Source organism: Ensifer sp. YR511 (assembly GCF_900103045.1).
Taxonomy (GTDB): Bacteria; Pseudomonadota; Alphaproteobacteria; order Rhizobiales; family Rhizobiaceae; genus Ensifer; species Ensifer adhaerens.
Map to the genome: position 1 here is coordinate 215,541 of NZ_FNGR01000006.1, position 25,843 is coordinate 241,383.

Annotated in this window: 23 protein-coding genes; 6 read left to right on the forward strand and 17 right to left on the reverse strand. The window is 63.5% G+C overall.

The genetic code is table 11. From position 1 onward, the window contains the following. Positions 1–5: 5 nt before the first annotated feature. From BLU15_RS14015 to BLU15_RS14040, 6 genes are all read right to left on the reverse strand, one after another. Positions 6–926, reverse strand: coding sequence for a nucleoside hydrolase (locus tag BLU15_RS14015; protein WP_034799255.1), 921 nt, complete (start codon positions 924–926; stop codon positions 6–8). Between the two features lie 6 nt (positions 927–932). Beyond that, positions 933–1,961, reverse strand: a complete 1,029-nt coding sequence (locus BLU15_RS14020; RefSeq protein WP_090295975.1) for an ABC transporter ATP-binding protein — start codon at positions 1,959–1,961, stop codon at positions 933–935. Then, complete coding sequence (locus tag BLU15_RS14025) at positions 1,954–2,733, reverse strand: ABC transporter permease (protein WP_058323510.1); 780 nt, start codon at positions 2,731–2,733, stop codon at positions 1,954–1,956. The genes BLU15_RS14020 and BLU15_RS14025 overlap by 8 nt, the downstream gene beginning before the upstream one ends. After that, the gene (locus tag BLU15_RS14030) at positions 2,730–3,557 is read right to left on the reverse strand and encodes an ABC transporter permease (RefSeq protein ID WP_034799251.1); all 828 of its coding nucleotides are present in this window, start codon (positions 3,555–3,557) and stop codon (positions 2,730–2,732) included. Before BLU15_RS14030 ends, BLU15_RS14025 begins: the two co-directional genes overlap by 4 nt. 104 nt (positions 3,558–3,661) lie before the next feature. After that, positions 3,662–4,684, reverse strand: coding sequence for an ABC transporter substrate-binding protein (locus BLU15_RS14035; protein ID WP_034799250.1), 1,023 nt, complete (start codon positions 4,682–4,684; stop codon positions 3,662–3,664). Beyond that, the gene (locus tag BLU15_RS14040; protein ID WP_034799249.1) at positions 4,681–5,760 is read right to left on the reverse strand and encodes a LacI family DNA-binding transcriptional regulator; all 1,080 of its coding nucleotides are present in this window, start codon (positions 5,758–5,760) and stop codon (positions 4,681–4,683) included. The genes BLU15_RS14035 and BLU15_RS14040 overlap by 4 nt, the downstream gene beginning before the upstream one ends. 434 nt (positions 5,761–6,194) lie before the next feature. Between BLU15_RS14040 and BLU15_RS14045 the strand changes: the two genes are divergently transcribed. From BLU15_RS14045 to BLU15_RS14070, 6 genes are all read left to right on the forward strand, one after another. Beyond that, positions 6,195–7,739 (forward strand): ABC transporter substrate-binding protein, encoded by a 1,545-nt coding sequence (locus tag BLU15_RS14045; protein ID WP_090295978.1) that lies wholly within the window; start codon positions 6,195–6,197, stop codon positions 7,737–7,739. A 219-nt stretch (positions 7,740–7,958) separates the two neighbouring features. Then, positions 7,959–8,924, forward strand: coding sequence for an ABC transporter permease (locus BLU15_RS14050; RefSeq protein ID WP_090295980.1), 966 nt, complete (start codon positions 7,959–7,961; stop codon positions 8,922–8,924). After that, complete coding sequence (locus tag BLU15_RS14055) at positions 8,921–9,772, forward strand: ABC transporter permease (protein WP_060521747.1); 852 nt, start codon at positions 8,921–8,923, stop codon at positions 9,770–9,772. The genes BLU15_RS14050 and BLU15_RS14055 overlap by 4 nt, the downstream gene beginning before the upstream one ends. Beyond that, a complete protein-coding gene (locus tag BLU15_RS14060; RefSeq protein ID WP_090295982.1) occupies positions 9,769–10,581 on the forward strand; it encodes an ATP-binding cassette domain-containing protein in 813 nt (270 codons plus the stop codon). The genes BLU15_RS14055 and BLU15_RS14060 overlap by 4 nt, the downstream gene beginning before the upstream one ends. After that, positions 10,575–11,321: an ABC transporter ATP-binding protein gene (locus BLU15_RS14065; protein ID WP_060521750.1), complete on the forward strand. Its 747-nt coding sequence runs from the start codon at positions 10,575–10,577 to the stop codon at positions 11,319–11,321. Before BLU15_RS14060 ends, BLU15_RS14065 begins: the two co-directional genes overlap by 7 nt. 192 nt (positions 11,322–11,513) lie before the next feature. Continuing rightward, positions 11,514–12,221, forward strand: a complete 708-nt coding sequence (locus tag BLU15_RS14070; protein ID WP_034799236.1) for an OmpW/AlkL family protein — start codon at positions 11,514–11,516, stop codon at positions 12,219–12,221. Positions 12,222–12,284: 63 nt separating this feature from the next. Here BLU15_RS14070 and BLU15_RS14075 read toward each other — a convergent pair whose 3' ends face one another. From BLU15_RS14075 to BLU15_RS14125, 11 genes are all read right to left on the reverse strand, one after another. After that, the gene (locus BLU15_RS14075) at positions 12,285–12,704 is read right to left on the reverse strand and encodes a CBS domain-containing protein (RefSeq protein ID WP_034799235.1); all 420 of its coding nucleotides are present in this window, start codon (positions 12,702–12,704) and stop codon (positions 12,285–12,287) included. Between the two features lie 83 nt (positions 12,705–12,787). Continuing rightward, positions 12,788–14,953 carry a hypothetical protein gene (locus BLU15_RS14080; RefSeq protein WP_060521830.1) on the reverse strand — a complete coding sequence of 722 codons (2,166 nt, stop codon included), beginning with the start codon at positions 14,951–14,953 and terminating at the stop codon, positions 12,788–12,790. Beyond that, positions 14,953–15,951 carry a glycosyltransferase gene (locus tag BLU15_RS14085; protein ID WP_060521752.1) on the reverse strand — a complete coding sequence of 333 codons (999 nt, stop codon included), beginning with the start codon at positions 15,949–15,951 and terminating at the stop codon, positions 14,953–14,955. The genes BLU15_RS14080 and BLU15_RS14085 overlap by 1 nt, the downstream gene beginning before the upstream one ends. Before the next feature lie 77 nt (positions 15,952–16,028). After that, a complete protein-coding gene (locus BLU15_RS14090; RefSeq protein WP_034799228.1) occupies positions 16,029–16,391 on the reverse strand; it encodes a VanZ family protein in 363 nt (120 codons plus the stop codon). Between the two features lie 173 nt (positions 16,392–16,564). Beyond that, positions 16,565–17,665 (reverse strand): glycosyltransferase family 4 protein, encoded by a 1,101-nt coding sequence (locus BLU15_RS14095; RefSeq protein WP_244496965.1) that lies wholly within the window; start codon positions 17,663–17,665, stop codon positions 16,565–16,567. Positions 17,666–18,009: 344 nt separating this feature from the next. Further along, positions 18,010–19,254, reverse strand: a complete 1,245-nt coding sequence (locus BLU15_RS14100; protein ID WP_090295984.1) for a glycosyltransferase family 4 protein — start codon at positions 19,252–19,254, stop codon at positions 18,010–18,012. A gap of 8 nt (positions 19,255–19,262) precedes the next feature. Then, positions 19,263–20,033 (reverse strand): polysaccharide deacetylase family protein, encoded by a 771-nt coding sequence (locus BLU15_RS14105; RefSeq protein ID WP_090295987.1) that lies wholly within the window; start codon positions 20,031–20,033, stop codon positions 19,263–19,265. Continuing rightward, positions 20,026–21,357 carry an O-antigen ligase family protein gene (locus BLU15_RS14110; RefSeq protein ID WP_090295989.1) on the reverse strand — a complete coding sequence of 444 codons (1,332 nt, stop codon included), beginning with the start codon at positions 21,355–21,357 and terminating at the stop codon, positions 20,026–20,028. The genes BLU15_RS14105 and BLU15_RS14110 overlap by 8 nt, the downstream gene beginning before the upstream one ends. A 13-nt stretch (positions 21,358–21,370) precedes the next feature. Beyond that, positions 21,371–23,011 carry a GumC family protein gene (locus BLU15_RS14115; protein WP_090295992.1) on the reverse strand — a complete coding sequence of 547 codons (1,641 nt, stop codon included), beginning with the start codon at positions 23,009–23,011 and terminating at the stop codon, positions 21,371–21,373. A gap of 127 nt (positions 23,012–23,138) precedes the next feature. Next, the gene (locus BLU15_RS14120; RefSeq protein WP_371589941.1) at positions 23,139–24,236 is read right to left on the reverse strand and encodes a GNAT family N-acetyltransferase; all 1,098 of its coding nucleotides are present in this window, start codon (positions 24,234–24,236) and stop codon (positions 23,139–23,141) included. A 40-nt stretch (positions 24,237–24,276) separates the two neighbouring features. Then, entirely contained in the window at positions 24,277–25,596 is a 1,320-nt protein-coding gene (locus BLU15_RS14125; RefSeq protein ID WP_089043724.1) for a lipopolysaccharide biosynthesis protein, read from the reverse strand. Positions 25,597–25,843: the final 247 nt, after the last annotated feature.

Below are 25,843 nucleotides of genomic sequence, written 5' to 3' on the forward strand. Positions count from 1 at the left end.
GGAACTCACTTCTGCGCTTCCTTCATCAAAGCGCCCAGGATCTGAGCCCTGGTCGTCTCGACATGGGCATCGACGGCATATTCGGCATTGAAGATCGCGTGGCTTTCGCGCGTTTCGACGACGGTGCGCCCGCGGGCCAGCGTCCCTCCGAGTTCGACATCAATGCGCGCCTTGCGAAACGAGATTGCGCCCGGATTGACGAAGGCAACGGCAGCGCAAGGGTCGTAGATCGCCATGCCCGGCCGGCCGCGACTGGTGCCGATCGAAATGAAGCCGGCAAGCAGATCGGCGATGAGGGCGGCATGGACGCCACCCGCCGAGCGGATCGGCGCGACGTCATCGGGGTAGGCAAAGACCTTGCGGCAGAGATCGAGATCGACCATGCGCAGCGGCAGGCCATGAGCGATCACGATCGCCAGCGCTTCCGGATCGGCGAAGGCGTTGAATTCGGCAGATGCCGTATGGTTGCCGCTGGTGACGCCGCCCCCCATCCAGGTGAGGTCGGTGATCCGGCTCGCCAAGTCCGGACGGGCAAGGCAAAGGGCAGCGAGATTGGTGAGCGGCCCGAGCGCCAGAATCCGCTTCGGCCCCTCCTGCTCCAGCCAGGCGCAAAGTGCCGCAAAGGCGTCGCTTACCGGCAAGGCGTCGGCCTCCGGCAGCGTCAATCCCGCTGTCGGCATGCCGGCTTCGCCAAGGATGCGTTCGGCAGTTTCGAGCTTGCCGAGCACCGGCAGGGCGCGCCCCTCATGGATGGGGAAAGCCCAGCCGAAAGCGCGCGCGGCGCCGGCAGCGTTGCGCTTCACCTGGTCAAGCGGCGTGTTACCGAAAACCAGCGAAACGCCGTCGATCTCTTCACCGGCATGAAGGACGACAAGCACTGCGGCAATGTCGTCGAACCCCATGTCCGTATCGATCCAGACACCCATCGGACCTTACCCGAACTTCTTGAGGCGTGCGGCCTTCTCGACCGGCAGGTCGAAGGCAATGGCAGAACCGGTTTCACGGGCTGCAAGTGCTGCATCCTCTTCCGCCTTGATGGCGCCGAGCGGCGTATCGAGCAGGTACTCGCGCGTGCTGCCGGAGAAAGAGGCTCCGCGCACGGTGCCTTGGAAAGGACCTGAACCAAGGGTCACCATGCGCGGACGCCACGCAAGCCCTGCCGTGTCAGGCGGCAGGGATCCGGAAAGATCGATCGGGCCGTTCTCGGCCTTCAGCTTGCCGCCCTCGACGGCAAAGATGTTTTCGAAACCGACGAAGTCGGCGACGAAGCGCGAGATCGGGCGGTTGTAGATATCCTCGGGCGTGCCGATCTGCTCGATCGCGCCGTTCAGCATGACGACGATGCGGTCCGCCAGCGACAGGGCCTCGCCCTGGTCGTGGGTGACGAAGATCATCGTGACGCCGGTTTCCGTCTGCACCCGCTGCAGTTCCGTGCGCATTTCGAGGCGCAGACGAGCGTCGAGGTTCGACAGCGGCTCGTCGAGCAGCAGCACCTTCGGCTCCATGACCATGGAACGCGCCAGCGCGACACGCTGCTGCTGGCCACCGGAGAGTTCGCCCGGCTTGCGGGCGGAAAACTTCGAAAGCCCGACCGACTTGAGACCGGCGGTCACCTTGCTCTCGATCTCGTTGGCCGGCAGCTTCTTCAGCCGCAGGCCGAAGGCGACGTTTTCGAACACGGTCAGGTGCGGAAACAGCGCATAGGACTGGAAGACCAGGCCGACCGAGCGCTTGTTGGCGGACACGCGGGTGATGTCGGCACCATCGAGCTTGATCGCGCCGGACGCGGGCGACAGCAGGCCGGCGATCGAGCGCATCGTCGTCGTCTTGCCGCAACCGGAGGGCCCAAGGAAGGCCACCAGTTCGCCCTTGCGGATCGAAAGGTCGAGGTCCTTCACCGCAACGGTATCGCCATAGGCGAGCGTCAGTTTTTCAAGGCTGAGGAAGGGGGCGTCAGACATAGCGAGAGAATCCCAGGAAGCGTTCGGCAAGAAAGACGATGCCGATGGACATGAAGGCGAGCAGCGCGGAGAGGGCGGCGACCGACGGATCGTAAGTGATCTCCATGTAGGAGAGCATGTCGATCGGCAGCGTGCGCACGCCCGGGCCGGAGAGGAAGAGCGATACCGGCACCTGGTTGAAGCTCGTGACGAAGCCCAGGATGAAGGCGGCGAGGATGCCGCTGCGGATGTTCGGCATCACCACGCGGAAGAAGGCGCCGGCGCGCGAGGAGCCGAGCAGCACAGCCGCCTCCTCGATATCGGAGCGCAGGTTGTTGAGGCTCGCCGAGACGACCCGTACCGCATAGGGCAGAACCAGCGCGGTGTGGGCGAGAAACAGCGTCAGCGTGATGTTGAGGCCAAAGGGCACAACGATGTAACGCAAGAGCGCCAGGCCGACGATGATACCGGGCACGATGATTGGCAGCGACACGATCGTGCGGATGGTTTCGCCAAACGGCAGCTTGTAGCGCGACAGGGCGTAGGAGGCGGGAACGCCGAGCACGAGAGCGGCCGCCGTTCCGCCGATCGCCAGCAGCATCGAGATCGCGAAACTTTCCTGGAAGCTCTCGACCGTGAACACCTTGGCGACCCACTTGAGCGAGAAGCCCTGCGGCGGGAAGGCCAGCGTCTCGCCGCCGGAGAGCGACGCGGCGACGATGATGAAGAACGGCCCGATCAGGAAGCCGATCACCAGGAAGAGGACGAGGGGTGAAAAGACGCGGGGTGTCATCGCTTGTTCCTCGCGGTGGCAAGCCGTTTCAAAAGAAGATTGGCGGCAAAGCTCATGACGATCAGGATGAAGGCGATGACGCTGGCCGCGACGAAATCGTTGGCGACGGTGACGCGCTGATAGAGCAGCGTTTCGAGCATCAGCACCTTGGAGCCGCCGAGGATCGCCGGTGTGATGTAAGCCGTCAGCGAGCCGGTGAAGACCAGGGTACCACCAATAACAAGGCCCTCCTTGGTGAGCGGCAGGATCACCTTGAAAAACACCTGGAACCAGTTGGCGCCGAGTACGCGGGCAGCCGGGATCGCATCCTTCGGCATGTTTTCGAGCGCGCTGATCAAGGACAGGATCATCAGCGGCAGGAAAAGCTGCAAGAGACCGATGAACACGGCGGTCTCGGTAAACAGGAAGCGGATCGGCTCATCCGAGAGGCCGACAAACTGGAGCGCCTGGTTGACGATGCCGGTGCGGCCGAGAATGACGATCCAGGCATAGGTGCGGGCAACCGACGAGATCATCAGCGGCAGCACGACAAGGCCGATCATCTGTCCCTTGCTGCGCGGCGTCAGATTGACGATCGCAAAGGCGGCGGCATAGCCGATGACCGCCGAAACGACGGTAACCATCAGGCCGAGCCGGAAGGTGCGTAGGAAGACGGTGCGGTTCAGCGGATCGGAAAAGAAGGTCGTATAGGCCGACAGCGACCAGCTGTCGGCGCTGCGAAAGCCTTCCGCCAGCAGGATCACCACTGGCGCCAGAAAGACGATCGCCGCAAAGACCGCTGCGGGCAGAGCGAGCGCCAGGGCTTCGGCGCGGTTCTGGAACATCCTTCTTCCTTTCAAGGCATTCCTGGGCGCGTCTCATCGCGCTCGTCGCATCAGGTCTCCACCGGCGATCACGATCCGCCGGTGGAGGTCGCAATGGCTTGGTCTTACTGGCCGACCTGGGCGTTCCACTCCGACAGCCACGCTTCGCGGTTGTCGAGGGCAACGGCCGACGGGATCAGCTTCAGGTTCTTCACGGTCTCTTCGCCGTAGGTGAGGTTTTCGGCGATCTCGGGCGAAACCTTCACGTCCTTGTTGGCCGGGCTGTCGACCAGCTTTTCGGCAAGTGCGGTCTGGATTTCGGTCGAGAGCCAGAAGTCCATGAACTCAAGCGCCAGATCCTGGTTCTTGCTGCCCTTGGTCAGCACCATGACGTTCATGCCGCCGGTCTGGCCTTCCTTGGGCGTTGCCCACTTGATCGGCAGGCCGAGCTTGGTGAAACCTTCCCAGGAGAAGCGACCGATCGGAGCGGCCCAGATTTCTTCCTGCTGCATCAGCTGAACGAGCTGGGAGGACTTGACGTAGAAGGTGACGATATCGTCCTTCTTGGCGCCGACGGCGGCGATCGCTTCCTTGAGGTCAGGCGTGTTCTTGCCGATGGCTTCGCCGACCATGTAGAGCGCCGGCGGGCCTTGGTTGGTGGTGACGTTCGGGAAGGCGACGTGGCTGGCGTTCTTGTCGCTCAGGAGATCGGCCCAGGAGTTCACTTCCATCTTGTCCGAGCGATAGACGATCGAGGTGGCATAGAAGGTGTAGCCGACGCTCATGCCGTCGCCGTTCGGATCCTTGGCAAGGTCGTAGAGCTTGTTGAAGTTCTGGAGCTTCGAGGTGTCGATCTTTTCGATGAGATCGGCGCGGGTGGCCGAAAGCGCGTCGGCCATCGAGACGACGGCCATGTCGACGACCGGGCTCGCCTTGTTGGCTTCCATCTTGGCGAGGCGCTCGACGCTGTTGCCGGTTTCGACGACGAGCTTGCAGCCGCACTTCTGTTCGAACGGGGTGTAGACCAGTTCCTTGAATGCGTCCTGGGCAAAGCCGTAGACGGAAATGGTGAGCGTCTTTTCCTGAGCGGATGCGGCAGGGGCGGTAACGAGCAAGAGCGCGCTCGAGGCAAGCAAGAACTTCTTCATGGCTGGTGTCCTCCTTCGGTGACGGATGTAGCTGCGGTGGCAGTGGTAAGAATGGGTTGAGACGCGGGCGGTGCCGCGGCCGATTGCCGGACGACCAGATGCATCGGCACCTTGCAGGTCGCCGCCGTAACCGGTGCGCCGATCGCCGGATCGGACGGGTCGCGCTCGCTGATCGCCTTGACCAGGGCTGCGACGGCGATCGCCGCGATCTTGGTCATGTCCATGCGCGCGGTCGTCAGCGCCGGCGTGATGACCGGCGACCAGATCAGGTCGTCGAACCCGGTGACACTCGCCTTTTCCGGCACGTTGATGCCGGCGCGCTGCAGCTCGGTGAGCGCCCTCAGCGCATGGAGATCGGAGATGCAAGCAAAGGCCGTGTAGCCTTCCGCCACCTTGTCGGCGAGGCCGAGCGGACAGCCCTTGCCGGCCGCCTTTTCCAACGGCTCGATCCAGAGCGTATCGGTATGGGTGCCCTCGCCGAAGACCGAGCGAATACCGCCGGCGCGGTCGTTCTGCACGTTCGAGGCGGGATTGTTGCCGATGATCATCACGCGGCGGTGGCCGAGAGCCTTAAGGTGTTCGCCAATCTGCCGGCCGCCACCCCAATGGTCGGCGGCGACCGTGTTGCCCGGCGTCGAGGGCGTATCGATGACAGCGACCGGACAGCCGACATCGGCAATGCGCGTGCCGCGCCGCGGCACGATCACGAGGCCATCAACGTCGCGATCGATCAGGCGCTCGATCGCCTTGGTCTGGGTCGAGACGTCGCCGCGCGAGTCGGCGATCAGCACGCCATAGCCCGAGGACGAAGCCGCAAGCTCGATTGCCTGGGCGATCTGCGGGAAGAGCGGATTGGCGATATCGGGAAGCACGAGGCCGAGAACACCGGTGCGGCCGGTGCGCAGCGCCCTACCCGCCTGGCTCGGCACATAGCCGAGCTCGGCAGCGGTCGCGCGGATCTTTTCCACCATCTCGGCGGAGACGCGCCCCTTGCCCGAGAGCGCGTTTGAAACCGTCGCCGCGGAGACGCCCAGCGTTCTGGCAATCCTCGTCAGTTTTGGTCCGGAACGCGCCAAATCAGTGGTTTCCGCCATCGCGTGATTAAACGATTAATCAGCCGATATATCAGAATCTCCCGACTGTCGAATCCTTTTGTCGACTCGTTGCATTTTGCAATTTTCGAGGGAAAAGATTTGCGAACGACAATCGATTTCCGCTTGGCGCCTGGCGTTCACAATCAGCGGAAGGAGTTCACGTCAATTCCTCAAGCGCCAACGGGCCGTCCAAAGTCTGCCTGATATATCTCCGCCGACACCGAGCGATGAAAAGCGAAACACGCATCTGCCCAACCGCCGCAATCGCGGGTACAAATTTCAACTTCGCCTGACAAAAGAAATCAATTTTCCCACTAAATTACTAGGGAATAAGTATGATGCACGGCAATCGTCCGATGGCTAGAATTCGGGCGGCGGTGCGATCCGCACAACAGGCATAAGCAGGAGTTTGGGACATGACTGGCACTATCATCGGCTTTGGCAAGACCGCGGGGCAAACCCGCCGGGCGCGCGGCGCAACCTTGGCAGCCACCACGCTGGCGCTGGCTCTTTCGTCGAGCACGGCCGTTCTTGCCGAGGACGCGAAATTCGATCCCAACGCCTCGATCACCATCGGCTCGCTCTATGAGCCGCAGAACCTCGACAACACCGCCGGCGCCGGCCAGGGCATCAACGAAGCCTTCAACGGCAATGTCTATGAAGCGCTGTTCACGCTGACCGATGCCGGCGACGTTCAGCCGGGTCTCGTGGCCGAGCAGAGCGTCAGCGACGATGGCCTCACCTACACTTTCAAGCTTCGCCCCGGCGTCACCTTCCACTCCGGCGATCCGCTGACGGCGACAGACGTCAAGTACAGCATCGAACGCGTGACGGCAGAGCAATCCAAGAGCTCGCGCAAGAAGAGCCTTGCAACCATCAGCGCCATCGAGGCGCCCGATGACCAGACGGTGGTCGTCAAGCTGTCTGCCCGCTCGATCTCGCTGCCCTACAATCTGAGCTATGTCTGGATCGTCAACGATGCGGCCAAGGACCTGAACGCCAGCGAAGATGGCACAGGCCCCTACCGCCTCGACGAATGGCGCCGCGGCTCGTCGCTGGCCCTGATCCGCAACGACAAATACTGGGGGACCGCGCCGACCAATGGCGAAGTCGTCTTCCAGTACTTCACCGACGCGACCGCGCTCAACAATGCGCTCCTGACCGGCGCCGTCGACATCATCACCAGCGTCCAGAGCCCGGACTCGATCGCCCAGTTCAAGGACAATCCTGACTTCACCGTCACCGCCGGCCAGTCGACGACCAAGGAACTGCTCGCCTTCAACGACCGCGTCGCCCCCTTCGACAACGTCAAGGTCCGCAAAGCGATCGCCCGCGCCATCGACGACAAGAAGCTGCTGACGTCGATCTGGGGCGAATACGGCACGCTGATCGGCTCCTTCGTTCCGCCGACGGACCCCTGGTACGTGGACCTCACCGCCGTCGATGCCTATGACGTCGAGAGCGCCAAGGCGCTGCTGAAGGAAGCGGGCTTTGCCGATGGCTTCACCTTCAAGCTCGACACGCCGAACTACGACCCTCATCCGATCGTCGCCCAGTTCATCCAGAGCGAACTCGCCAAGGTCAACATCAAGGTCGAGATCAACGTGATCACCGCCAACGAGTGGTACACGAAGGTCTACAAGGCGCATGACTTCCAGGCGACTTTGCAGGAGCACGTCAATCACCGCGACATCGTCTTCTACGGCAATCCGGACTTCTACTGGGGCTACAACAATCCCAAAGTCGTCGACCTGATCAAAGCGTCGGAGGCAGCGGCCAACACCGACGAGCAGACCGCCAAGCTCAAGGAAGCCAACACGATCATCGCCGAGGATGCCGCCAGCAACTGGCTCTACCTCTACCCGCAGATCGTCGTCTCGAGCTCGGCCGTCACCGGTTATCCCGTGAACGGCCTGAACTCGCAGTTCTTCGCCTTCGGCATCAAGAAGAGCGAGCAGTAAGCGGCATGGCCATCCGGCGCGCATCCGCGCCGGATGCGTAAACGACAGCCCCTGGATCCGTTCCGGGGGCTGATTGCGTTTCGCGCCAATTCGTCCGAGCACCTCTCAGGCCTTCCACAGGCACTCCCAAAGACGAGAGACGCTCTAGCCTCCCTCTTCTTTTTGGTGCAAAAGCCAGCTCTCTGATCACGGATCCCGTGAGAAGAAAGGAATGCAGCCATTCTCACCTATCTCGTCCGCCGCTTTGCCATTCTGCTTCTGTCCCTGCTGATCGCAGCGGTGGTGCTGTTCGTGCTGTTGCGCCTGTTGCCCGGCGACCCCGCCAATGCGCTTCTCTCCGTCGGCGCCGATGCCGTGCAGATCGAGAAGGCGCGCGAACAGGTCGGCTCGAACCTGCCGCTCTGGCAGCAGTTCCTGCGCTTTGCCGGCAGCCTCGCCCGCTTCGATCTCGGCACGTCCTTCGTCAGCGGCAAGCCGGTGATCGAGGAGATCGCCGCGCGGTTGACGGTCACCGTGCCGTTGGCGCTGATGGGTTTTGTGCTCGCTATCCTGATCGCCGTTCCGCTCGGCATCCTCTCAGCCGTCAAGGCCGATCGCTGGTATGGCGGACTGATCTCGACAGTTTCGCAGCTCGGCATCGCCATCCCCGTCTTCTGGGTCGGCATTCTGCTGGTCACGCTGTTCGCCGTCACCTTCCGGCTGTTCCCTTCGGGCGGCTTTCCCCGCCGCGGCTGGCAGAATGAGGGGCAGGTGCTCTATGCGCTCGCCCTGCCCGTCATGACGATCGGGCTCGTCATGGGCGCGTCACTGCTGCGCTATGTGCGCTCGGCGACGCAGGACGTTCTCGGTAGCGATTACTTGCGAACGGCGCGCGCCCTCGGCGCCAGCTTCCCCGAAGCGCTCATTCGCCACGGCATCCGCAATGGCGCCGTGCCGATCGTTTCCATCCTCGGCATCGAGCTTGCGACGACCTTGCTCGGCGCGGTCGTCGTCGAGCGCGTCTTCGCGCTGCCAGGCCTTGGCTCGATGCTGCTGCTGGCGATCGAGCAGCGCGACTATCCGAACGTTCAGGGCGTGCTGTTCATCTCCACCCTGCTGGTGCTGCTGATCGGCTTTGCCGCCGACCTCACCCAACGGCTGATCGATCCACGCCTGCGCGAACGGGCCGTCGGAGGCAACGCATGACCTCGATCGGTACATCCGTTTCTGCGCCGAAGCGCCGGCGCTCGCTGGCGCTTACCGTCGGCCTTGCGCTCGTCGGCCTCAACGTCGCCGTTGCGGTACTGACGCTCTTCTGGACGCCCTATGATCCATTGAACGCCTCAGGCGGACGACTGGAAGCGCCGTCGCTTTTGCACTGGCTCGGCACTGACCGCTTGGGCCGCGACCTGCTTACCCAGCTGATGATCGGCGCCCGCACAGCGCTGCTGGTCGGCACGGGTGCGGTTGTGATCGGGGCTGCGATCGGCGTCAGCCTCGGCGTTCTCGCAGCCTTCGCCACGCGCCTTGCCGACGACGTGATGGCCGCGACGCTCGATATCCTGATCGCCTTTCCGACCCTGCTGCTTGCCATGCTCGTGGTGGCGGCAAGCGACAGCGCCAGTCTCTGGTCGGCGATCCTGGCACTCGGGCTTGCCATCTCGGCGATCGTCGCGCGGCTGACCCGCATCCTTGCCAAGCGGGTGCTGCGGCAGGATTACATCGTCGCCTCGCGCACATCGGGAACCTCCTGGGCCGGTGTCGTCTTCCGCCATGTGCTTCCCAACATCTGGCCGACGCTCTCGGTCAACTTCGCCCTGCAGTTCGGCCTGGCCGTTATCGCCGAGGCGTCGCTCTCCTATCTCGGGCTCGGTGCGCCGCCGCCGAACGCCTCCTGGGGACGGCTGCTGCAGGAAGCGCAAGGGACCGTCTATACGGCGCCGATCGGCGCGATCGCGCCGGGCATCGCCCTCGTTGCACTCGTCATCGGCATGAACCTCCTAGCCGACGGCCTGCGCGATATCGCCGATCCGACACGGGGGAGATCGCGATGACGCCGCTTCTCGACATCAAGGGTCTCGACATCCGCGCCGGCGACAAGCCGCTGGTCTCTGACCTTTCCCTCTCAATCCGGCCCGGCGAACGCATCGGCCTGATCGGTGAGTCCGGTTCCGGCAAATCGATGACGGCAATGGCAGCGACCGGCCTGCTGCCGCCGTCGATCACTGTCGCCGGCTCGATCACGCTCGACGGGCAACAGGTGGTCGGCGCCACAGATCGGGTGATGAACCGGCTGCGCGGCGTGGCCGCAGCGGTCGTCTTCCAAGAGCCGCTGACCGCGCTCGATCCGCTGATGAAGATTGGCCGACAGATCGCCGAGCCCGTTCGCCGGCGTCTGGAACGGGACGGCGGCAAGGCAACGAAGGAGGCGGTCCAACGCGAAGTCCGCAACCTCATCGACAAGGTGGCGTTGCCGCAGCCCGACCGCATCATCAATTCCTACCCACACGAAGTGTCCGGCGGCCAGCGCCAGCGCGTCGCCATCGCCATGGCGCTCGCCTGCCGCCCGAAGCTCCTGATTGCCGACGAGCCGACGACCGCGCTCGACGTCACGACGCAGGCGGAGATCCTGAAGCTGCTGGACCAGCTGGTGCGCGAGACCGGCATGGCGCTTCTGTTCATCAGCCACGACCTGCCCGTGGTTGCCCAGGTGGTGGAGCGCGTCCTCGTGCTGAAGAACGGTATCGCTGTCGAGGAGGGACTGGTCGGCTCGGTCTTCGGCAAGCCGCAGCACGACTATACCAGGACGCTGGTCGAGGCCGCCCGTCTCTTCGACGAGGCGCTGGGAGCAACCGGATCATGATGCTCGATCTTCAAAACGTCAGCTTCGGCTATTCCCGCCAGCAGACCACCCTCGACAACGTCTCGATATCGGTGCGACCGGGAGTGAGCGTCGGTCTCGTCGGCGAATCCGGATCGGGCAAGACGACGCTGCTTCGACTGATGCTCGGGCTCATTCGCCCGACGAGCGGTAGCATTCGCTTCGGCGAGGAGATCCTCGACACCGGCAGCGGCGCCTTCATGCAGCGCTATCGTCGTGCCGTGCAGCCGGTTTTCCAGGACCCCTATTCCTCTCTCGACCCGCGCCAGCGAGTGATCGACATTATCGGCGAGCCGCTGCGGTCGCTGCGGATCCCGGGTGACCGGACGCAGGCGGTCACCGCGGCGCTCGAAGCGGTCGGGCTTCCTGCCGATGCACTCCACCGCTACCCGCACGAGTTTTCCGGCGGCCAGCGCCAGCGCATTGCCATTGCCCGCGCCATCGTCGCGCGACCGCAGATCGTACTCGCCGACGAGGCGGTCAGCGCGCTCGACCTTTCCACCCGCATCCGCATCGTCGAGCTGTTCAAGACACTCGCCGAGAAGCTGACGCTGGTTTTCGTCTCGCACGATCTCGGCGTCGTCGCGGCCCTCTGCGAGGAGATGGTCATTCTGGAGCGCGGCAAGGTGGTCGAAAGCGGCAAGACCCGCGACATTTTGGCCGCCCCGAAGCACCCATACACACAGCGTCTTCTTGCCAGCATTCCGCGCATGCCCGCCTGACAGGGGATTGGCGCGGATATCGCATCTTCAGCCGAATCCACCTTTATCCCCAAGGGCTTGGTGATTCGCGCGCGCATTGATCCAAGACAACCGCTGAGACGCCCTGTTGAGCATAGTGCCGTCGGCCGCAGAATCCCTGCCGCCAACGCCCTGACCGGCGATGTTCAACTTCTTCTGGGGGTCCGGAAAATCATGCCTACTCGCGCCATTCTGCCATCTGCCGTCCTTTTCGCCGCCCTTGCGGCGCCGCTCGCGCTCGCGACGGCGGCAGATCTCTCCGAGTCGGGCGCGGTCGCGGCACCGGAAATGCCTCTCGCAAGCGAGCCAGGCCCGTGGATGATCCGCGGCCGCGCACTGGCTGTCCTGCCTGACGACAAGGGCACGCTCTATCTCAACGGCAGCGCGCTCGACGGCGAAAAGGTCGGCGTCAGCAATTCCGTGGTGCCGGAACTCGACATCACCTATTTCTTCACCGACAACATCGCCGCCGAACTGATCCTCGGCACGACGCCACACACGGCACGCGGCAGCGGCTCGATCGCCGGCCTCGGCGAGATCGGCAAGGCCTGGCTGCTGCCACCGACGCTCACGCTACAGTACCACTTCAACGTCACCGACGAGATCAAGCCCTATGTCGGCGCAGGCGTGAACTACACGATGTTCTACAACGAGAAGCCCCGCGGCGATTTCTCCAGCTTCAACCTGAAGAACACCTTTGGCGTGGCGCTGCAGGCGGGCGTCGACATCAAGCTCGACGACCACTGGGGCCTGAACTTCGACGTGAAGAAGCTGTTCCTGGAACCGGAGGTCAACGCCACCCTGCCCGGCGCCGGTGCTGTCAGCGGCAAGGTCAAGCTCGATCCGTGGCTGATCGGCACCGGTATCAGCTACCGGTTCTGATGGCCCCAAACGAAACGGCTTGCGGCGCCCTCTTAAAGGCGCCGCACCCTGTAGAGCCCGACCTTAGACGTGGTGGGCCGTGACGGCTCTGGCGAGTTCGCCCGACAATTGCTGGCTGCCCGCATGGGAGACGTCCCCCAGCGACAGCATACCGACCATGCGCTTGTCCTGGTCGATCACCGGCAGACGCCGCACCTGCTTGGCCTCCATCAGATGAACGGCATGTTCGATCGTCTCGTCCGTGCGGCAATAGACGATATCCCTCGTCATCACGTCCCGCGCCGTCATCGACGCCGGGTCCCGCCCGTTGGCAAAGGCGCGCAAGGCAATGTCGCGGTCCGTGACCATGCCGATCAGGCGGTCGTTTTCGCCGACCGGCAGCGCACCGATGTCCTCGTCGCGCATGATACGCGCGATTGTCTTCAGATCGGTTTCGGGAGAGATCCAGCGAGCGCCGGGATGCATGGCTTCCGATATTCTCATCTCAACCTCCTGTACGTGAAAGGGGCGGAGCATAGACTGACATCGTGGCCATTCATTGATCCAGCGATGTGCCGCGCCACTCCTTACCGCAATTCGAGGAGGAAATAGGTGGTTGGGCCGAAGGGCCCATTGTTGGAGAGCCGGAAGGCGACGTCGCCCGTGCCTTGCGCTACCGGCGCATGCACCTTGCCGTCGAGGCCCACGGGCGAAACGCTCCAGTTCTTTGCGGTTCGCGCCAACGTCAGATCGACATAGCCTTCACGCAGCCGAACCGGCAGCCGCCCAAAGTCCTCGATCACCTTCTCCTCGGTGTCGCGAAACGCCATGCCGGTGTTTTGTGCATCCGTCGCAAAGATCAGCAGTAGGCGCCGGCCCCTTGCGAGCCCTCCATCCGCATCGAGCGCCGAGAGCGCAACGAGCCCATTGCCATCGGCCCGCTCAACCCTGAGCAGGCCGAGATCGATCGGCTCTCGCAGCGTCGAGAAGGCGGATGCCTCCGTATTGTCGGTGACGACGCGCAATTGTCCGGCAAAGCGATTCAACAGGATCTCGCCGGTGCTGCTCTGGTAAATGCCGGTATCGATGCTGGTACCGTTTTCATCAGAAAGCGCGCCGCTTTGGCGCAGGCTGCCGAGTATCCCTTCGCTGTCTTGCTGGCGCGGTTGCTTCACCGCAGGCACATCGCCGAGCCGGTTCACGTCTTCAAGACCGATCCGCCCGACCAACGCCAGGTCCGTCAGGCGTTCCGGTTCGCGGGCCTGCATGTCGTCGGAAAGATCCTCCTCGCCACGTACCGCAAACGGGACGGTGACGGCTGAGGTCGCCACGTCGCCGCGCCGGTAGAGAAGCGCCGACAGCGTCTCGCCGGCGCGCGCGACGGGATCGAGCGCGATGGCATAAGGCAGCATCGCCTTCTTGTGCGGGAACGGCTCGCCATAGGAAAGAACGATCGGGCCATGGCCATGTCGGCAAAGCGCGTCCCAGCCTTGCAGCGCCGCATAGGCCGGCATCGCCAGCCCGGCCTCGTAGCGGTAGCGGTTCCAGAACAGATGATCATATTCGCTGACGAGGAACGGCCGGTCGAGCCAGCGCGTTGCCGCGATCATGCGGATATAATTAACACCGTCGGCGATCGAGCTGACCTGCGTCGTCTTGCTTCCCGGGGCGTAGCCGCTGACCCAGTCGTGATATGTATTCATGGTTACGGCTTCGAGGCCGCGGCGGCTGAGCGACGCCTGCACCGTCGGCCAGTTGTTGTAGTTGCTGATCAAGCCGCGGTAGCCGAGCCTGCGGAGCACCTCGCTCATGCGCGCGGTCGTGGCCTCTTCCGTCTCGGTGAAGAAGGCCTGCAGGTCGCGCAGCCGCGGAGCAGGGATGTAGCGGTCCGCCGGCAGCGCCACGGATCTCGCCTCGATCGTCTCGTCCGGGCGGAGGTCAGGCCACGCCTTGGCAAGCGCCTCGGTCGATCCGTAGCGTTTGGCGAGCCACACGTTGAACGGCTTGGCAAGCTGCGGATCATAGGGCGGCTTGCCCGGCCGATCGTGCACGACGGTGTCGAACTCCATGCCGTTCTCGTTGGCGAGAATGACGACCGCGAGCGCATCGTCGCGGATTGGCGCCACGCCCGTGTAGGGGTTCACGCGCCCGAGGATCGTCTCCTGCATGCGCTTCCAGTGGTCGGACGCCCGCTCGTCGACAAACAGCTCGAGCTTGAGGTTTCCGCCATCGTCCCAGCGATCGTCAAAACCGCCATAAACGCCGCGCAGCGACGACAGGCCATCCATCATCCAGTAGATGCCGTTCTTCTTCAGCACCGCCAGCAGGTAGTGGATACGGTCGAGCGTCTCGGGGTCGAAATCGAAATCCCGGTCCCGGCCGAACATCAGGCTGCCATCAACGAAATGCAGCCGGGCGAGATTGTAGCCGCGCATCGCCAGCTGCCGGGCGTAGCGGTCAGCCGTTTCGTGATCCGGAAACCCGCCGGAGGCTGGGCTCCAGGCAAGCGATGCGCAGAGCATGCGCTCCGGCTTGTCCGGCGACTTCGCGAAGGCAAGCCGCCCGCCGGCACCGGCGACCAGGCGGTGATCCGCATCGATCGTGCCGTTCGGCAGGAAAGACGAAAAATCGAGAGGGCTGCCAGCCTCGAACTCGAGGGAAATTTCCCGCACGGCAAGCCACTGGTCCGATGCCTGCGCCGGCGAGCAGACAGCAGCAAGCGCTGCCGCGGCTGCCAGCAATGGCCGCCGCATCATGCCGGGGCCCCGAGCAGCTTGCTTTCGATCGGCGCGTCAGGCTTTCGGCGCGCCCGGACGAAGCCGACCGGCAGCGCCGCTGCATGGAAGAACCAGGCGACGACGGTATAAAGCCCCATGCTGAAACCGCCTTTGCGCAGGCTCATCAGTCCCACCACGCCGGCAAGGATCGCAAGAACGATGCCGAGCGCAAGGAGTTTGTCGGGCACGAAGAGCAGGATCGCAAGCGACGCCGCCCACCAGAGATAGACCAGCGCCCAAAGCTTGAGCTCCGGCAGCTCTCTGATGAGCTGGAGGAAATAGGGCTGGCCGAGCGAGGCGCGCAGCAGTTCTCCGATGCCGAACAGATACTTGCTCTTCCAGCGGCGTACGAGCAGGCGATAGGAATTGTCGGTGTGGCCGAAATGCTGGACGAAGCGTCGGTCGAGGCGATGCAGCTTAAAGCCGGCACTTCTGAGCCGGATGCCGAGGTCGAACTCCTCATAACCGTGCAGATTACGGTCCGAGAGGTAACCGACCGCCTCGATCGCCGCCCGGCGATAGAGGCCGCCGCCATTCATGCGGTCGATCGCGCCGATCCGGTTTTCTGGTGAATTGCGTGTGACCCGGCGGGAGAATTCGAGGTTTGAGGTCAGCATCTCCTGGACATGGCCGGTGACACCAGCCACATCGGGGTCGTCGGCGAGGAACGCTTCCGCCACTTCGAGAAAATCGTCGTCCAGCAACATGTCGCCGTCGAGCAGGCAGATATGCGCGTGGCGCGAGTATTGGAAGCCGAGTTGCGGGCCGATGCCGCAGCTCGGAAGTGCCGGCGGGCTGATCTGTGCGATCACGACCGGATAGCGCGAGGCGATCTCCACCGTCCTGTCCCTGGAGCCGCTGTCGGCGACGATGACCTCGCCGCCAACGGTTTCGAGCGCCTTCAGCGCGCTTTCAATGGTCGCGGCGATGCGCTTTTCTTCGTTCAGCGTCTTGATGATGACGGATACTGCCACGCGATCCCCCAGTCTCGACGGAGCGCAGACCTGCTCCGGTTGCCGCCGATCTTAGCGGCGATATTTTGCGTTTTGGTTTACCGCCCCAGCAGTCGCAGCAGCGGCAAGCGAAAGCGATGAAGGAACCAGCCGCCAAAGACGCCGCAGGCGCCGCCAAGAAGCTTGACCATCACATCCGTCACGCGTGCGTGGCGATCGGCCGAAACCATCTGCAGCAGCTCGAAGCCGATGGCCGTCGCAAAGACCAGAACCAGCACGAGCCCCAGCCGCCTCGGATAGGCGATCGCGAAAAGCAGGCCCAGCAGGCCGAAGGCACCGAACCGTTCGAGATGGACCAGGTGCCCGATGCGGGGCCGCAGGTCGAGCGGCGACATCGTCGAATAGGCGATCACGGCAAAGAGGATCCATGCGAAGAGGCTGGCGGCGCGTTTGATAGTCATTGTCGGCTTGTCTTCCAGGAGGCGTGCGAGGCACGGCAATCATCGAACGATCGGCGACGGCGCCTGCGCGTTCATCGCGTTGCGGGGGCGCGGCCGCATTTTTGAGGAGAGCGGTGCGCGGTGAACGCACGGGGCAAGCTCCGGCCGGCGACACGGTGGACGCGAACGTCCGGCTATTTCGCCAGCAACGCGCTATACACCGCCGCGGTCCTTTGTGCCACATTTGTCCAGCTATAGGCGGCTTCCGCGTGCGCCGCACGCTCGCGCACCTCCTCGTCGCTGAGCGGGGCTGCGAGTTTTTCCACGATACCGGACGCCAACGCGTCGATGTCGCCCAACGGGAAATACTCGTCGGGCGCCAGTTCCATCTCCTGATTGGCGACGATATCGCTTGCGAGGACCGGCAGCCCGTAGGCCATCGCCTCAAGCAGCGCAATCGGCATGCCTTCGTGGCTGGACGGCAGAACGAAAAGGGCGGCATTGTCGAAGAGTTCCGCCAGTCTGTCGCCTGTCTGAAAACCTGTGAGCACGACGCCGGGCACGTCGCACGCAAGCGCCCTCACCTCCTTGACGTAGGGCGTTTCGAATTCAGCGCCGCCGGCAATAACGAGCTTCATATCGGCCAAGTCGCACTTGGCAAAAGCGCGGATGAGATCAAGCTGTCGCTTTTCCGGAACCAGCCGGGCAGCGAGCAGGATATAGCGCCGCCGTTCCAGGCCGAACTCCGCGAGAATGCCGGCCTCGCCGGTCGGCGGAGTGACCTGGACGCCGTTCGGGACCAGCGTCATGGAGACATGGTGCCGGGCATGCATCGTCTCGGCGATGTCCTTCGAGATCGCCACGCGTCCGTTCGAGAACCGCATGCCGAGGCGCTCTCCGAGCTTCAGCGTGCGCCTGGCGAAACCGCCCCATTTCTGCCGGTCATAGTCGTAGCCATGGTGGGTCACCACGACCTTGAGCCCAAGCATGCGCGCAAGCGGCGTCATCAGCGCGGGGCCGATGGCATGAATGTGCAGGACATCCGGGCGCCGCCAGGCGGCGAGCCAGACACCGAGGAAGGTATGTACAATGGCTTCCAACGCCATCCGGCGCGGTGCCCAGAGAGGGACGACGTCGACGCCGTTCCAGGCGTAGGCGTTGCGATCCTCCAGATAGCGACGACGTCCGACCACCTCGACGTCCCAGCCGTATCCGAGCAGCTTGCTCGCCAGCATTTCGACGTGTTTCTCGACGCCGCCCTGAACGTTGGGGATGCCGCGCAAGCCCAGCATCATCACGCGTTTGCGCTCGCCGCGCGCGGCCAGCGCGCCGCTCTGAACGGGGTGGCCATGCTGCCGGCCTGCGAGCGCGGCGCTATGCCGAGGCAACCGGCCGGCTCCGTCCGACAGTCCGGTCTGCACCATCTCCTGCGCAATCACCGGCTGTTGCTGGCGATGACTTCGCGAAACATCAGGCTTTCTGCTCATGTGTCGCCTCGAAGGTTGCCCGTTCCGTTTACTAGGGCGATATACTTAATCATCGCCAAGATATTTCATTCACCCCTTATATAAATGACCGAAAACCATAGGGCGAGCCCAGGTTACTACAAATTGTATCGTAACGTTAATGCCGGACGAGATCAGACCGCTCCCAGCCTGGAGTAGAGGTCGACCGTTCTTTCACGATAGGCGGCCGCGGAGAACTCACTGGCGATCCAGTGTCGGCCCGAAGCACCCATCGCAGCGCGTTCGGCAACTGGCAGACCGGCCATCGTCGAGAGCACGCGGGCGAGATCATCGGCGTCGCCCGAAATCGCGGTCATGCCCGTCTCACCCTCGCGGATCATTTCAGGAATGCCGCCGATCGAGGCGCCGATTACCGGTCGCCCCAAAGCATAGGCTTCAAGCACGCTGATCGGCGCGTTCTCGTACCATTCGGAAGGCAGAACCAGCGCCCGGGATTCTCCGATCAGACGATGCAGGGACTGGCCTGAGAGATAGCCGGCAAAGGTCACGTCGGCGCCGGTTTGCGCAACCAACTGGCGCAGCATCGCTTCCTCGGGGCCGGTTCCGGCGATCACCAGCCGTTGGCCTGATGTGGCCGCCGCGCGGATCAGCGTCGCCAACCCCTTCTCCGGGGCCAGGCGTCCGGCAAAGACGAAATAGTCGCCCTCGACCCAGTCGGCCGAATAGACGTCGACATCGACGAAGTTCGGGATATGGACCATCTGTTCGCGCGGCCAGCCCCACTCGACCAGCTTCTCGACATAGAATTTGCTCGGCACGACGATGCGGTCCACCTTGTTGCGGTAGAGACCGAGCGCACGGTGGACCACGGTTTCAGCGAGCACGACCGCGCTCAGCGTCGTCTCCCCCTTGATGCAGCGATGACGCAAGACGTTGTAAATATGCCCGCCGCGACAGTCCTCGCAGACGGCACCGTCACGCAGCATCTTGTAGGAGGGACATGCGAGCTTCAGATCGTGGGCGGTCATGACGACCGGAATGCCGGCCGCCTTCAGCGTCGAGAAGATCGCGGGCGAAAGATGATGGTAGACGTTGTGCGCATGGGCGACGGAGGGCCGAGCGCGCTCGATCAGCCGGCTGACGTTCTTCTGCGCTTCGCGCGAGTAGATGACGCTCGCCGCCTGCACCACCTTACGCAGGAGGTTGGTACGCCGACCATACTCGATCTCGGAGACGAAATACTCGGACCATGGAGAGGCTTCGTTATCCTCGTGCTGCATGGCGAAGGGCACCACGTCCCAGCCGATGTCCGAGAACATCTTCATGTGGTCGAAAAAGACCGCCTCCGCGCCGCCACGGCGATAGAAGTAATTGTTGATGGCGAGCAGCCTGTTGCCGCCGTTTCCCTGCCGCGACATGCGTCCTCCTACCAGCCGAGCCTGTCGAGCGCCTGCTCGACCGGCAACACGACACAGCCCTTCTCAACCGCGTAGCGAACCAGGTTCTCGAAGGTCTCGGGCGTGCAGCCATAGGGCGTCGGGCGCGGGGCGATGTCGTGGGTGAAAAACACGAGCCAGCCAGGCCGATCGACGACATCTTCGATCCAGCCCGTGAGCGCCTGCGCGTCCGTCTCCGGCTGCCGGATCTCGACGGCCTTCAGCATCAGCGGATCGACGGCCGTGCGGTTGATGCCCTCGCCGGCCGCGCGGCAGGTGCGGTAGCGGCGCGCCAACTCCCGGCGCGCCGGCGGCCAGGCGGCGTTGTAGGGAAAGGCAAAGTTGGTCGCGGCCGGGCCGACGCCGCTTTGCCTGAGATAGGCGGCATTGCGGTCGAGATCCCGGGCAAGCCCACTTCCGCCCAAACGCCTGATCTTGCTATGGGAATAGGTGTGGCAGCCGACCTCGTGACCCCGGTGGGCGAGATCCGCGCAGCCCTCGGGCGAGATCAGGGTGCGATCCGTTTCGACGCGCCCCGCAAGCCCCCCGGCGATGTAGAACGTGCCGCGCACGCCGTGACGTTCGAGAATAGCGGCGCCATTGTGAAGTGCTGTGTCCGGCACGTCGTCGAAGGTGAAGGACACGAGCGGCGCGTCGGTTATGACGTCACGGGGTTTCGACGCGAGACGCCAGATCAGCCGGTTGGCGACGCGGTCGACAAGGCCGTCGACCCTCGACCGAGCCTGTGAAAAACTAGGCATGCGCCACCATCCTTTGTGCAAGCGGGCGTGGTTCGGTTGCAAGCGCTGCCGAGGACTGCAGGCGCAAACCGCAAATCGCGAAAAGCAAGGTAAACCACAGCACATTCGGACCATCGAAGAAGAAGGCCTCAAGGCTGGCGCTGTAGATCGAATAGAGCCAGATCCGCAGGAACAGCCGCGTGAGGTCGCTGTGCTGCCGGGCCGGCGGAATGCGCGAGATATGATAGAGCGGGAGCACCACCAGCCAAAGCAGCGTGAGGATCAACCCCGGAATGCCGATGACGAGAAGCGTCTCGAGATACGAATTGTGCGCATGGGCCGCACGAACCGCCCAGGTCTCGATGCCACCGCCGCTGAACACCACTTCCTCGGTCTGCCAGAAGGCCTTGAAGCCTCGCCCGATAAACGGCTGTTCGGCGATCACCGAAAAGGCGAAGCGCCAGACATCGGCCCGGTTCGTGAAGGTCGCGTCGATGCCGAGCGACGAGACGAATTCGCCGAGCGGTCGGAAGACGGCCGACCCGACGGCGAAAAGGTTGAACAGGGCCACGCCGCCGATCGCGATCGGGATGCGCAGCAAGCGCACATGTTCGAAGAGCCACGCCAGAAGCAGAATGCCCGGCAACATCGCCGTCGAGGTCTTTCCTCCCGTATGGATGAGGAAGAAGAAGGCTAGACTAACGATGGTCAGGCCGACAAGCTTCGACCACCGGCGCAGGACGTACAGGCCGAGAAACGAGGCAAGCACCATGGCGACCGCCGCTTCGTTCTTGTGACGGAAATGGCCGCGCCACAGCCCTGCATGCATCGGCTCCAGCACTTCGTTGGCCTGGTGAATGGACAGAAGCGGTTTGAACAGGACGCCGTAATAGGCAACCGCGAGCATGACGAGCGTCGAGACCGCCAGCATCTTGGCGAAGTGCCGCTCGTTGGCCGGCAGCAGCAGATAGACGTTGGCGTTGACCGCAACCATCGTCGTCAGGATGATCGCCTTGATGCCGTTGGCCGGATGAGCGGAGACCAGGCAGGCAAAGAGCACCCACAAAAGCAGGATCGCAAGCAGCACCCGCGGCTGCATAAGCCCACGCCGCATCGGATGCAGCACACCGTAGCAGGAGGCGCCCGCAAACAGCAGCAGTGCCACGATCTGGTTCAGCCGGCTGGAATTGTCGCCGCCCGGTTCCAGCAGACTTTCCTTGGTCAGGTCGACGAAGGAATGAAAGGGGATCCAGTAGTAGATGGAAATGGCCAGGAACAGGAAGGTCCCGACGCGGACCCTCAAGGTTTCTGCAGAATTGGCCGGGCTGCCGATGAGATCGGGCACGATGGCCGCCCTCTCACGGCGCCAGGGGCTGCGGACGACGGATGTATCTCCACAGACCGAGGGCAAGCGCGAGGGATATGCCGAGAATAGTCCCCAGGAAACCGCCGCCGGCGACCAGAACCACGGTGCGCGGCGGCCAGCTGCGCGCATTCGGCGGCAAGGCGCGCGAGATCACGCGAACATTAGTCGTGTCGATCTGCTGGCGTTCGGTGATCTGCTGGGCGCGCGCCAGGTGGGTCTCATAGATGGCAGCCTTGGCGCGCGCGTCCCTTTCGAGGTCTCGCAGCTGCACCTGGGCTTCGTTGTCGGAGAACACGTTCGACTTCTCGTCGCTCGCCTTGGCGCGCAAGGCCGAAAAGGCCTGCTGCTCCCGGTCCATGTCCGCCTTGGCGCGATCGAGGATGCGGCGCGCCTCGTCGGCCATGGCCGATTCCAGGTTCGCACGCTCCGAGCGCGCATTGACGAGGCGGGGATGGCGCTCCCCATAGGTGCGCTGCATGGAGGCGATCTGCTGCTGCAGCACGTTATACTGCTCTCGCAGGTTCGTCATGTTGACGGATTCAAACTCGGATGCACTTGCGGTCCGCCCCTGTGTTATCGCGTCGTTCATCTGCCGGTAGCGGGTATCGGCCTGGATGAAGCGCTGTTGGGCGTCGAGAACCTGGGTGTTGAGTTCGTTCGAAAGCTGATTGCTCACGAGCTGACCGTCATTGGTCGACTGCAGCCCGTTCTTGCGGCGGAAATCCTCGACCGCGCGTTCGGATTCGGTGACGTTGTGGCGCAACTCGTCGAGCCGGGCGTTGAGGCTCTGCGCGACGCGACCGGCGCTCTCGGCGGCGGACTGAAACAGCTCCTGCTCGAAAGCCGCGACGATCGCATCCGACAGCGTCACCGCTTTCGCAGGCTCTTCGCTCCAGACCTTCATCACCACCACGAAGGACCGCTCTTCGCGCCGGGCTTCCACCCGCTCCGACAAGGCCCGCATGGCAGCAAGCTCGTTTCCGGCCTGCTGCTCCGCCTTCGTCGAGAAGAGGTTCTTCAGCGAACTGAAGGCCGAGGGCTTCACGAATTCCGGGTCCTCGCTGAGGCGCATCTGGGTGATCACCCGCGACAGCACATTGCGCGACGTCAGGATACGCAGCTTGCTTTCCACTTCCAGCAACTGCGCATCGCGCTGCGGATTGGTGGTGAAGACGTCATCGCTGACGACATTGAGGTTGGACGGATCGACGACGATATCGGTGTAGACCGTATAGCGGGGCGTCGCCGTCATCGCATAGGCGAGCGCGGCCCCCACGCACAGGACGAGCGCCAGCACTATCCAGATGAGCCCGTCGCGCAACCAGCCGATGATATCGTCGACGCCGATCCGGCTGAGGCCGCTCAACCCGGGAAAATAGCTGTCGCGACGCGCGCCGGCCGCACTGGACACGGGCGGTACCAAGTCAGCCGGATGGGGCGAGGCTTTCGGAACATCTCTGGATTGATGCTGGACTTCGGCAGGCCGGTCTGTTGCCGAACCGTCAGCGCCAGACTTCGCTTCGTGAAGGTCTGACGAGAGCAGATCGAGCAGCGAGCCTCTTTCGACCGGTGCACGCTGCTCGCGTGCCGGTTGGCTGGCCCCCTGTTTTCCGGCCTCGTCCGGCCTATACATAAGCATCCCTCACGCACGCCCATCAAGACGCGAAGATCGTGACCCCGCGAGCCGCCTTCTAGCGCAGAATTAAGGTTGTACGGTGAATATTCCGTTAAACGGCAGGATTGCCGCTTAACCCGTCGCTTCAGAAGTCGGTCAACAACCGGCTCCAGCTCTCCGATGCCAGACCGCCCACATAGATATCGTTGCGCTGGGCCGCGTCTTTCAGATCCGCATGCCGCGTCACCATGCAGAAATAGCCGCGATGGTGGAAGGACAGCCATCTCTGGCGCGAGATCGCATTCATGAGGAACGGCTGCGAGCTGCCGACGGCGAGCGCGTAACCCTCGGCGTCAAGCGCATGGAACATCTGTGCGGTGACGGCGAACTCACGGCCGGCCTCGCAGACGACGTTGAGCACCGTTGCCCGCTCGCCGGCCTTGCCGAAGTAGAGATAAGCGCCGATGACGCGCCCGCTTTCATCCCGGACCTCGCGGCAGAGAAGCTCGCCGAGCGGCGTGTTCAGTCGCGCGACCGTTACCAGCCAGTCGTATTCGCTGCGCGACCAGACCGGCCTGACGGAAAATCGCTGCAGCATGGGTTCTGCGAGATCGACGAAGGCAGCGGGATCAATGGCGTGCGTCGTGCAGCCGGCCACCGGATCGGGTTTCGTGCGCGGGCGGCGGCGGCGCAAAAGCCGGTCCGCAAGCGCAAGCGGCTTGGAAAGTATCGGGGATCTGAGCAGGCGCACTTGCCTGCCAACCGTTAGCCCCCAGGCTCTGAACGGACGGAAGGAGCGGCGCCAGTCGAGGCTCTGGATCGGCAGCACGACGCCACCGCCAGCGACCCAGTGATCGGCGCTGACCGGAGACGAGTTGTCGGAAAAACACATGTCTTGCCGTGTCGCCCGCATGGCGCGCGCCAGGCAGGCGGCGCCGACCGCACCGGCCTTGCCCTCGGACATGAAGGCGCAGAGAAGTTTCGCCACCGTTCGGCGGCCGTTGACCGTGAACTCCATGGGAATCGCTAGAATGGCGCTGCCGATGCCGCCGGTCCCGTCGTCGTAGACGATGCTGCCGTGTTCCGGCGCATAAAGCGGGCTGCCGAAGAAGATGGTCTCGACATAGTTCTGAAGCTCCGCGCTCGCCTCTTGCTCCCGCTTGCGAAAGATCCGGGTGAACATGCTGCTGACGGCTGGGATATCCCGGGGTTCCATGGCGCGCACGTTGCCCATCCGGGGCATTTCCCGTCCGGACGACCGTGCGGCCTGGATCTTCCCGAGCTCAACCTCCATGCACCACCCCCGTCGACAGGGAGGCCGCGCCGGCCTGTTCCCGATCGCGCCGCACGAAGCGCAGGAAGACCGCCCATGAGACGATCACCATCGCGGTCTCGATCACGTAGAAGGAAATGAACGTGCCTGTCGGCGGTGCGTACCAGGTCGCCCAGGCGGTGAGTGCCGCACCAAGCACGCTGCCAAGGCCCATGACCGAAGCGCGCGCCGGATGGTGGCCGGACGCACCAAGGGCCTCCATCGCCACCGACCACATGGCGAGCGGCACCACAACCCAGCACAGGATGCGAACGAAGGAAACGAGGGAGACGTAGTCCTTGCCGAAGAGATAGGGCAGCACCGGCGCCAGCACGAAAACGGCAACGGCCGCGGCAATGCTGATCGAGGTGGCCGCGAACAGCACTTTGCGCACGCGCTCGAAGGCGTGGTGCAGGCCGGCTGCCGTTGCCTTTGCCGAACCCGGATAGATCAGCCGGTTCAAGGCCTCAACCGACAGATAGCTGCTCTCCAGCATGCGCCGCGCGACGCTGTAGCTGGACATGACCTCGGCGCTCGCCACGAGGCTCAGGACCAGAAGGTCGGCGTTCTGCCGGACGGCGCGCAGGATGAACGGGATGCTGAAATAGAGACCGAGCGGCAGCTCTTCCCGCACGATGCCATAGGTCGGGCGTCCCAACCCCTTGACCGCCCGCCAGCAGCCGAGGGCCACGATTACATGGCATACGAACTGCCATACAGCCCAGGAGGCCACCGTCGCGACCCCGAAGGCGATGCAGGCGAGCGCTGCAGCTATGGTGCGCGCCAGGGCGAAACCGACGACCACCTTGTTGGCCGAGGCAAAATTCGAATGCGCAAGAAAGATCTGCTCCGCCAGCACGATGACCCGCACGAAGATGATGTTGGTCACGAGCATCAAGGTGATCACCGCGACATTGGCCGCGGGATCGGGCGAAAGCGTGAAGAAGAACGGCAACACCGCTGCGCCGAGCAACACCAGCAGCACGCCACTGATCGAGGTCAGAATGATGTTGTGGCCGAGCATCTGCGGGTACATGCCCCGGTCGCGCGCGACACGGCGCACCAGGCACTCCATCGCGCCGAGACCACAAAGGTGAACCGCGATGTTGGCAACGGCCGTGATTGCGACGAAGACACTGAATTCATGCACGCCGAGAAAGCGCGCGAGGATCGCAAAGGTCAGAAGCTGCGCAGCCGAGCCAATGACAAGGCTGCCGCCGGATGCAGCATAGGATATGATCATCGAGAGGAACGGTTTGTGCGCGCGTTCCTTCACACCTTCCGAAGCCATTCCGATCTGCCCTTGATCTCAACCCGTCATTGTTGCGCGCAAAAAGCGTTCAATGACAGCGAGCACCCGCCTCTGATCACGCGCAAGGTAACAGGCAGAAATGATTGCGCGGTTAACGTGCTCGCGGCAATTGTATTTCAGCTTCCGTTTACTCAATTGCACTAGGCTGCGGTCCGCACGTCTACAGAGTTTTCCAGCGACATGAGGAGTGGCTGTGGCGCAAAACGACAGCAATCAGACCGACCGA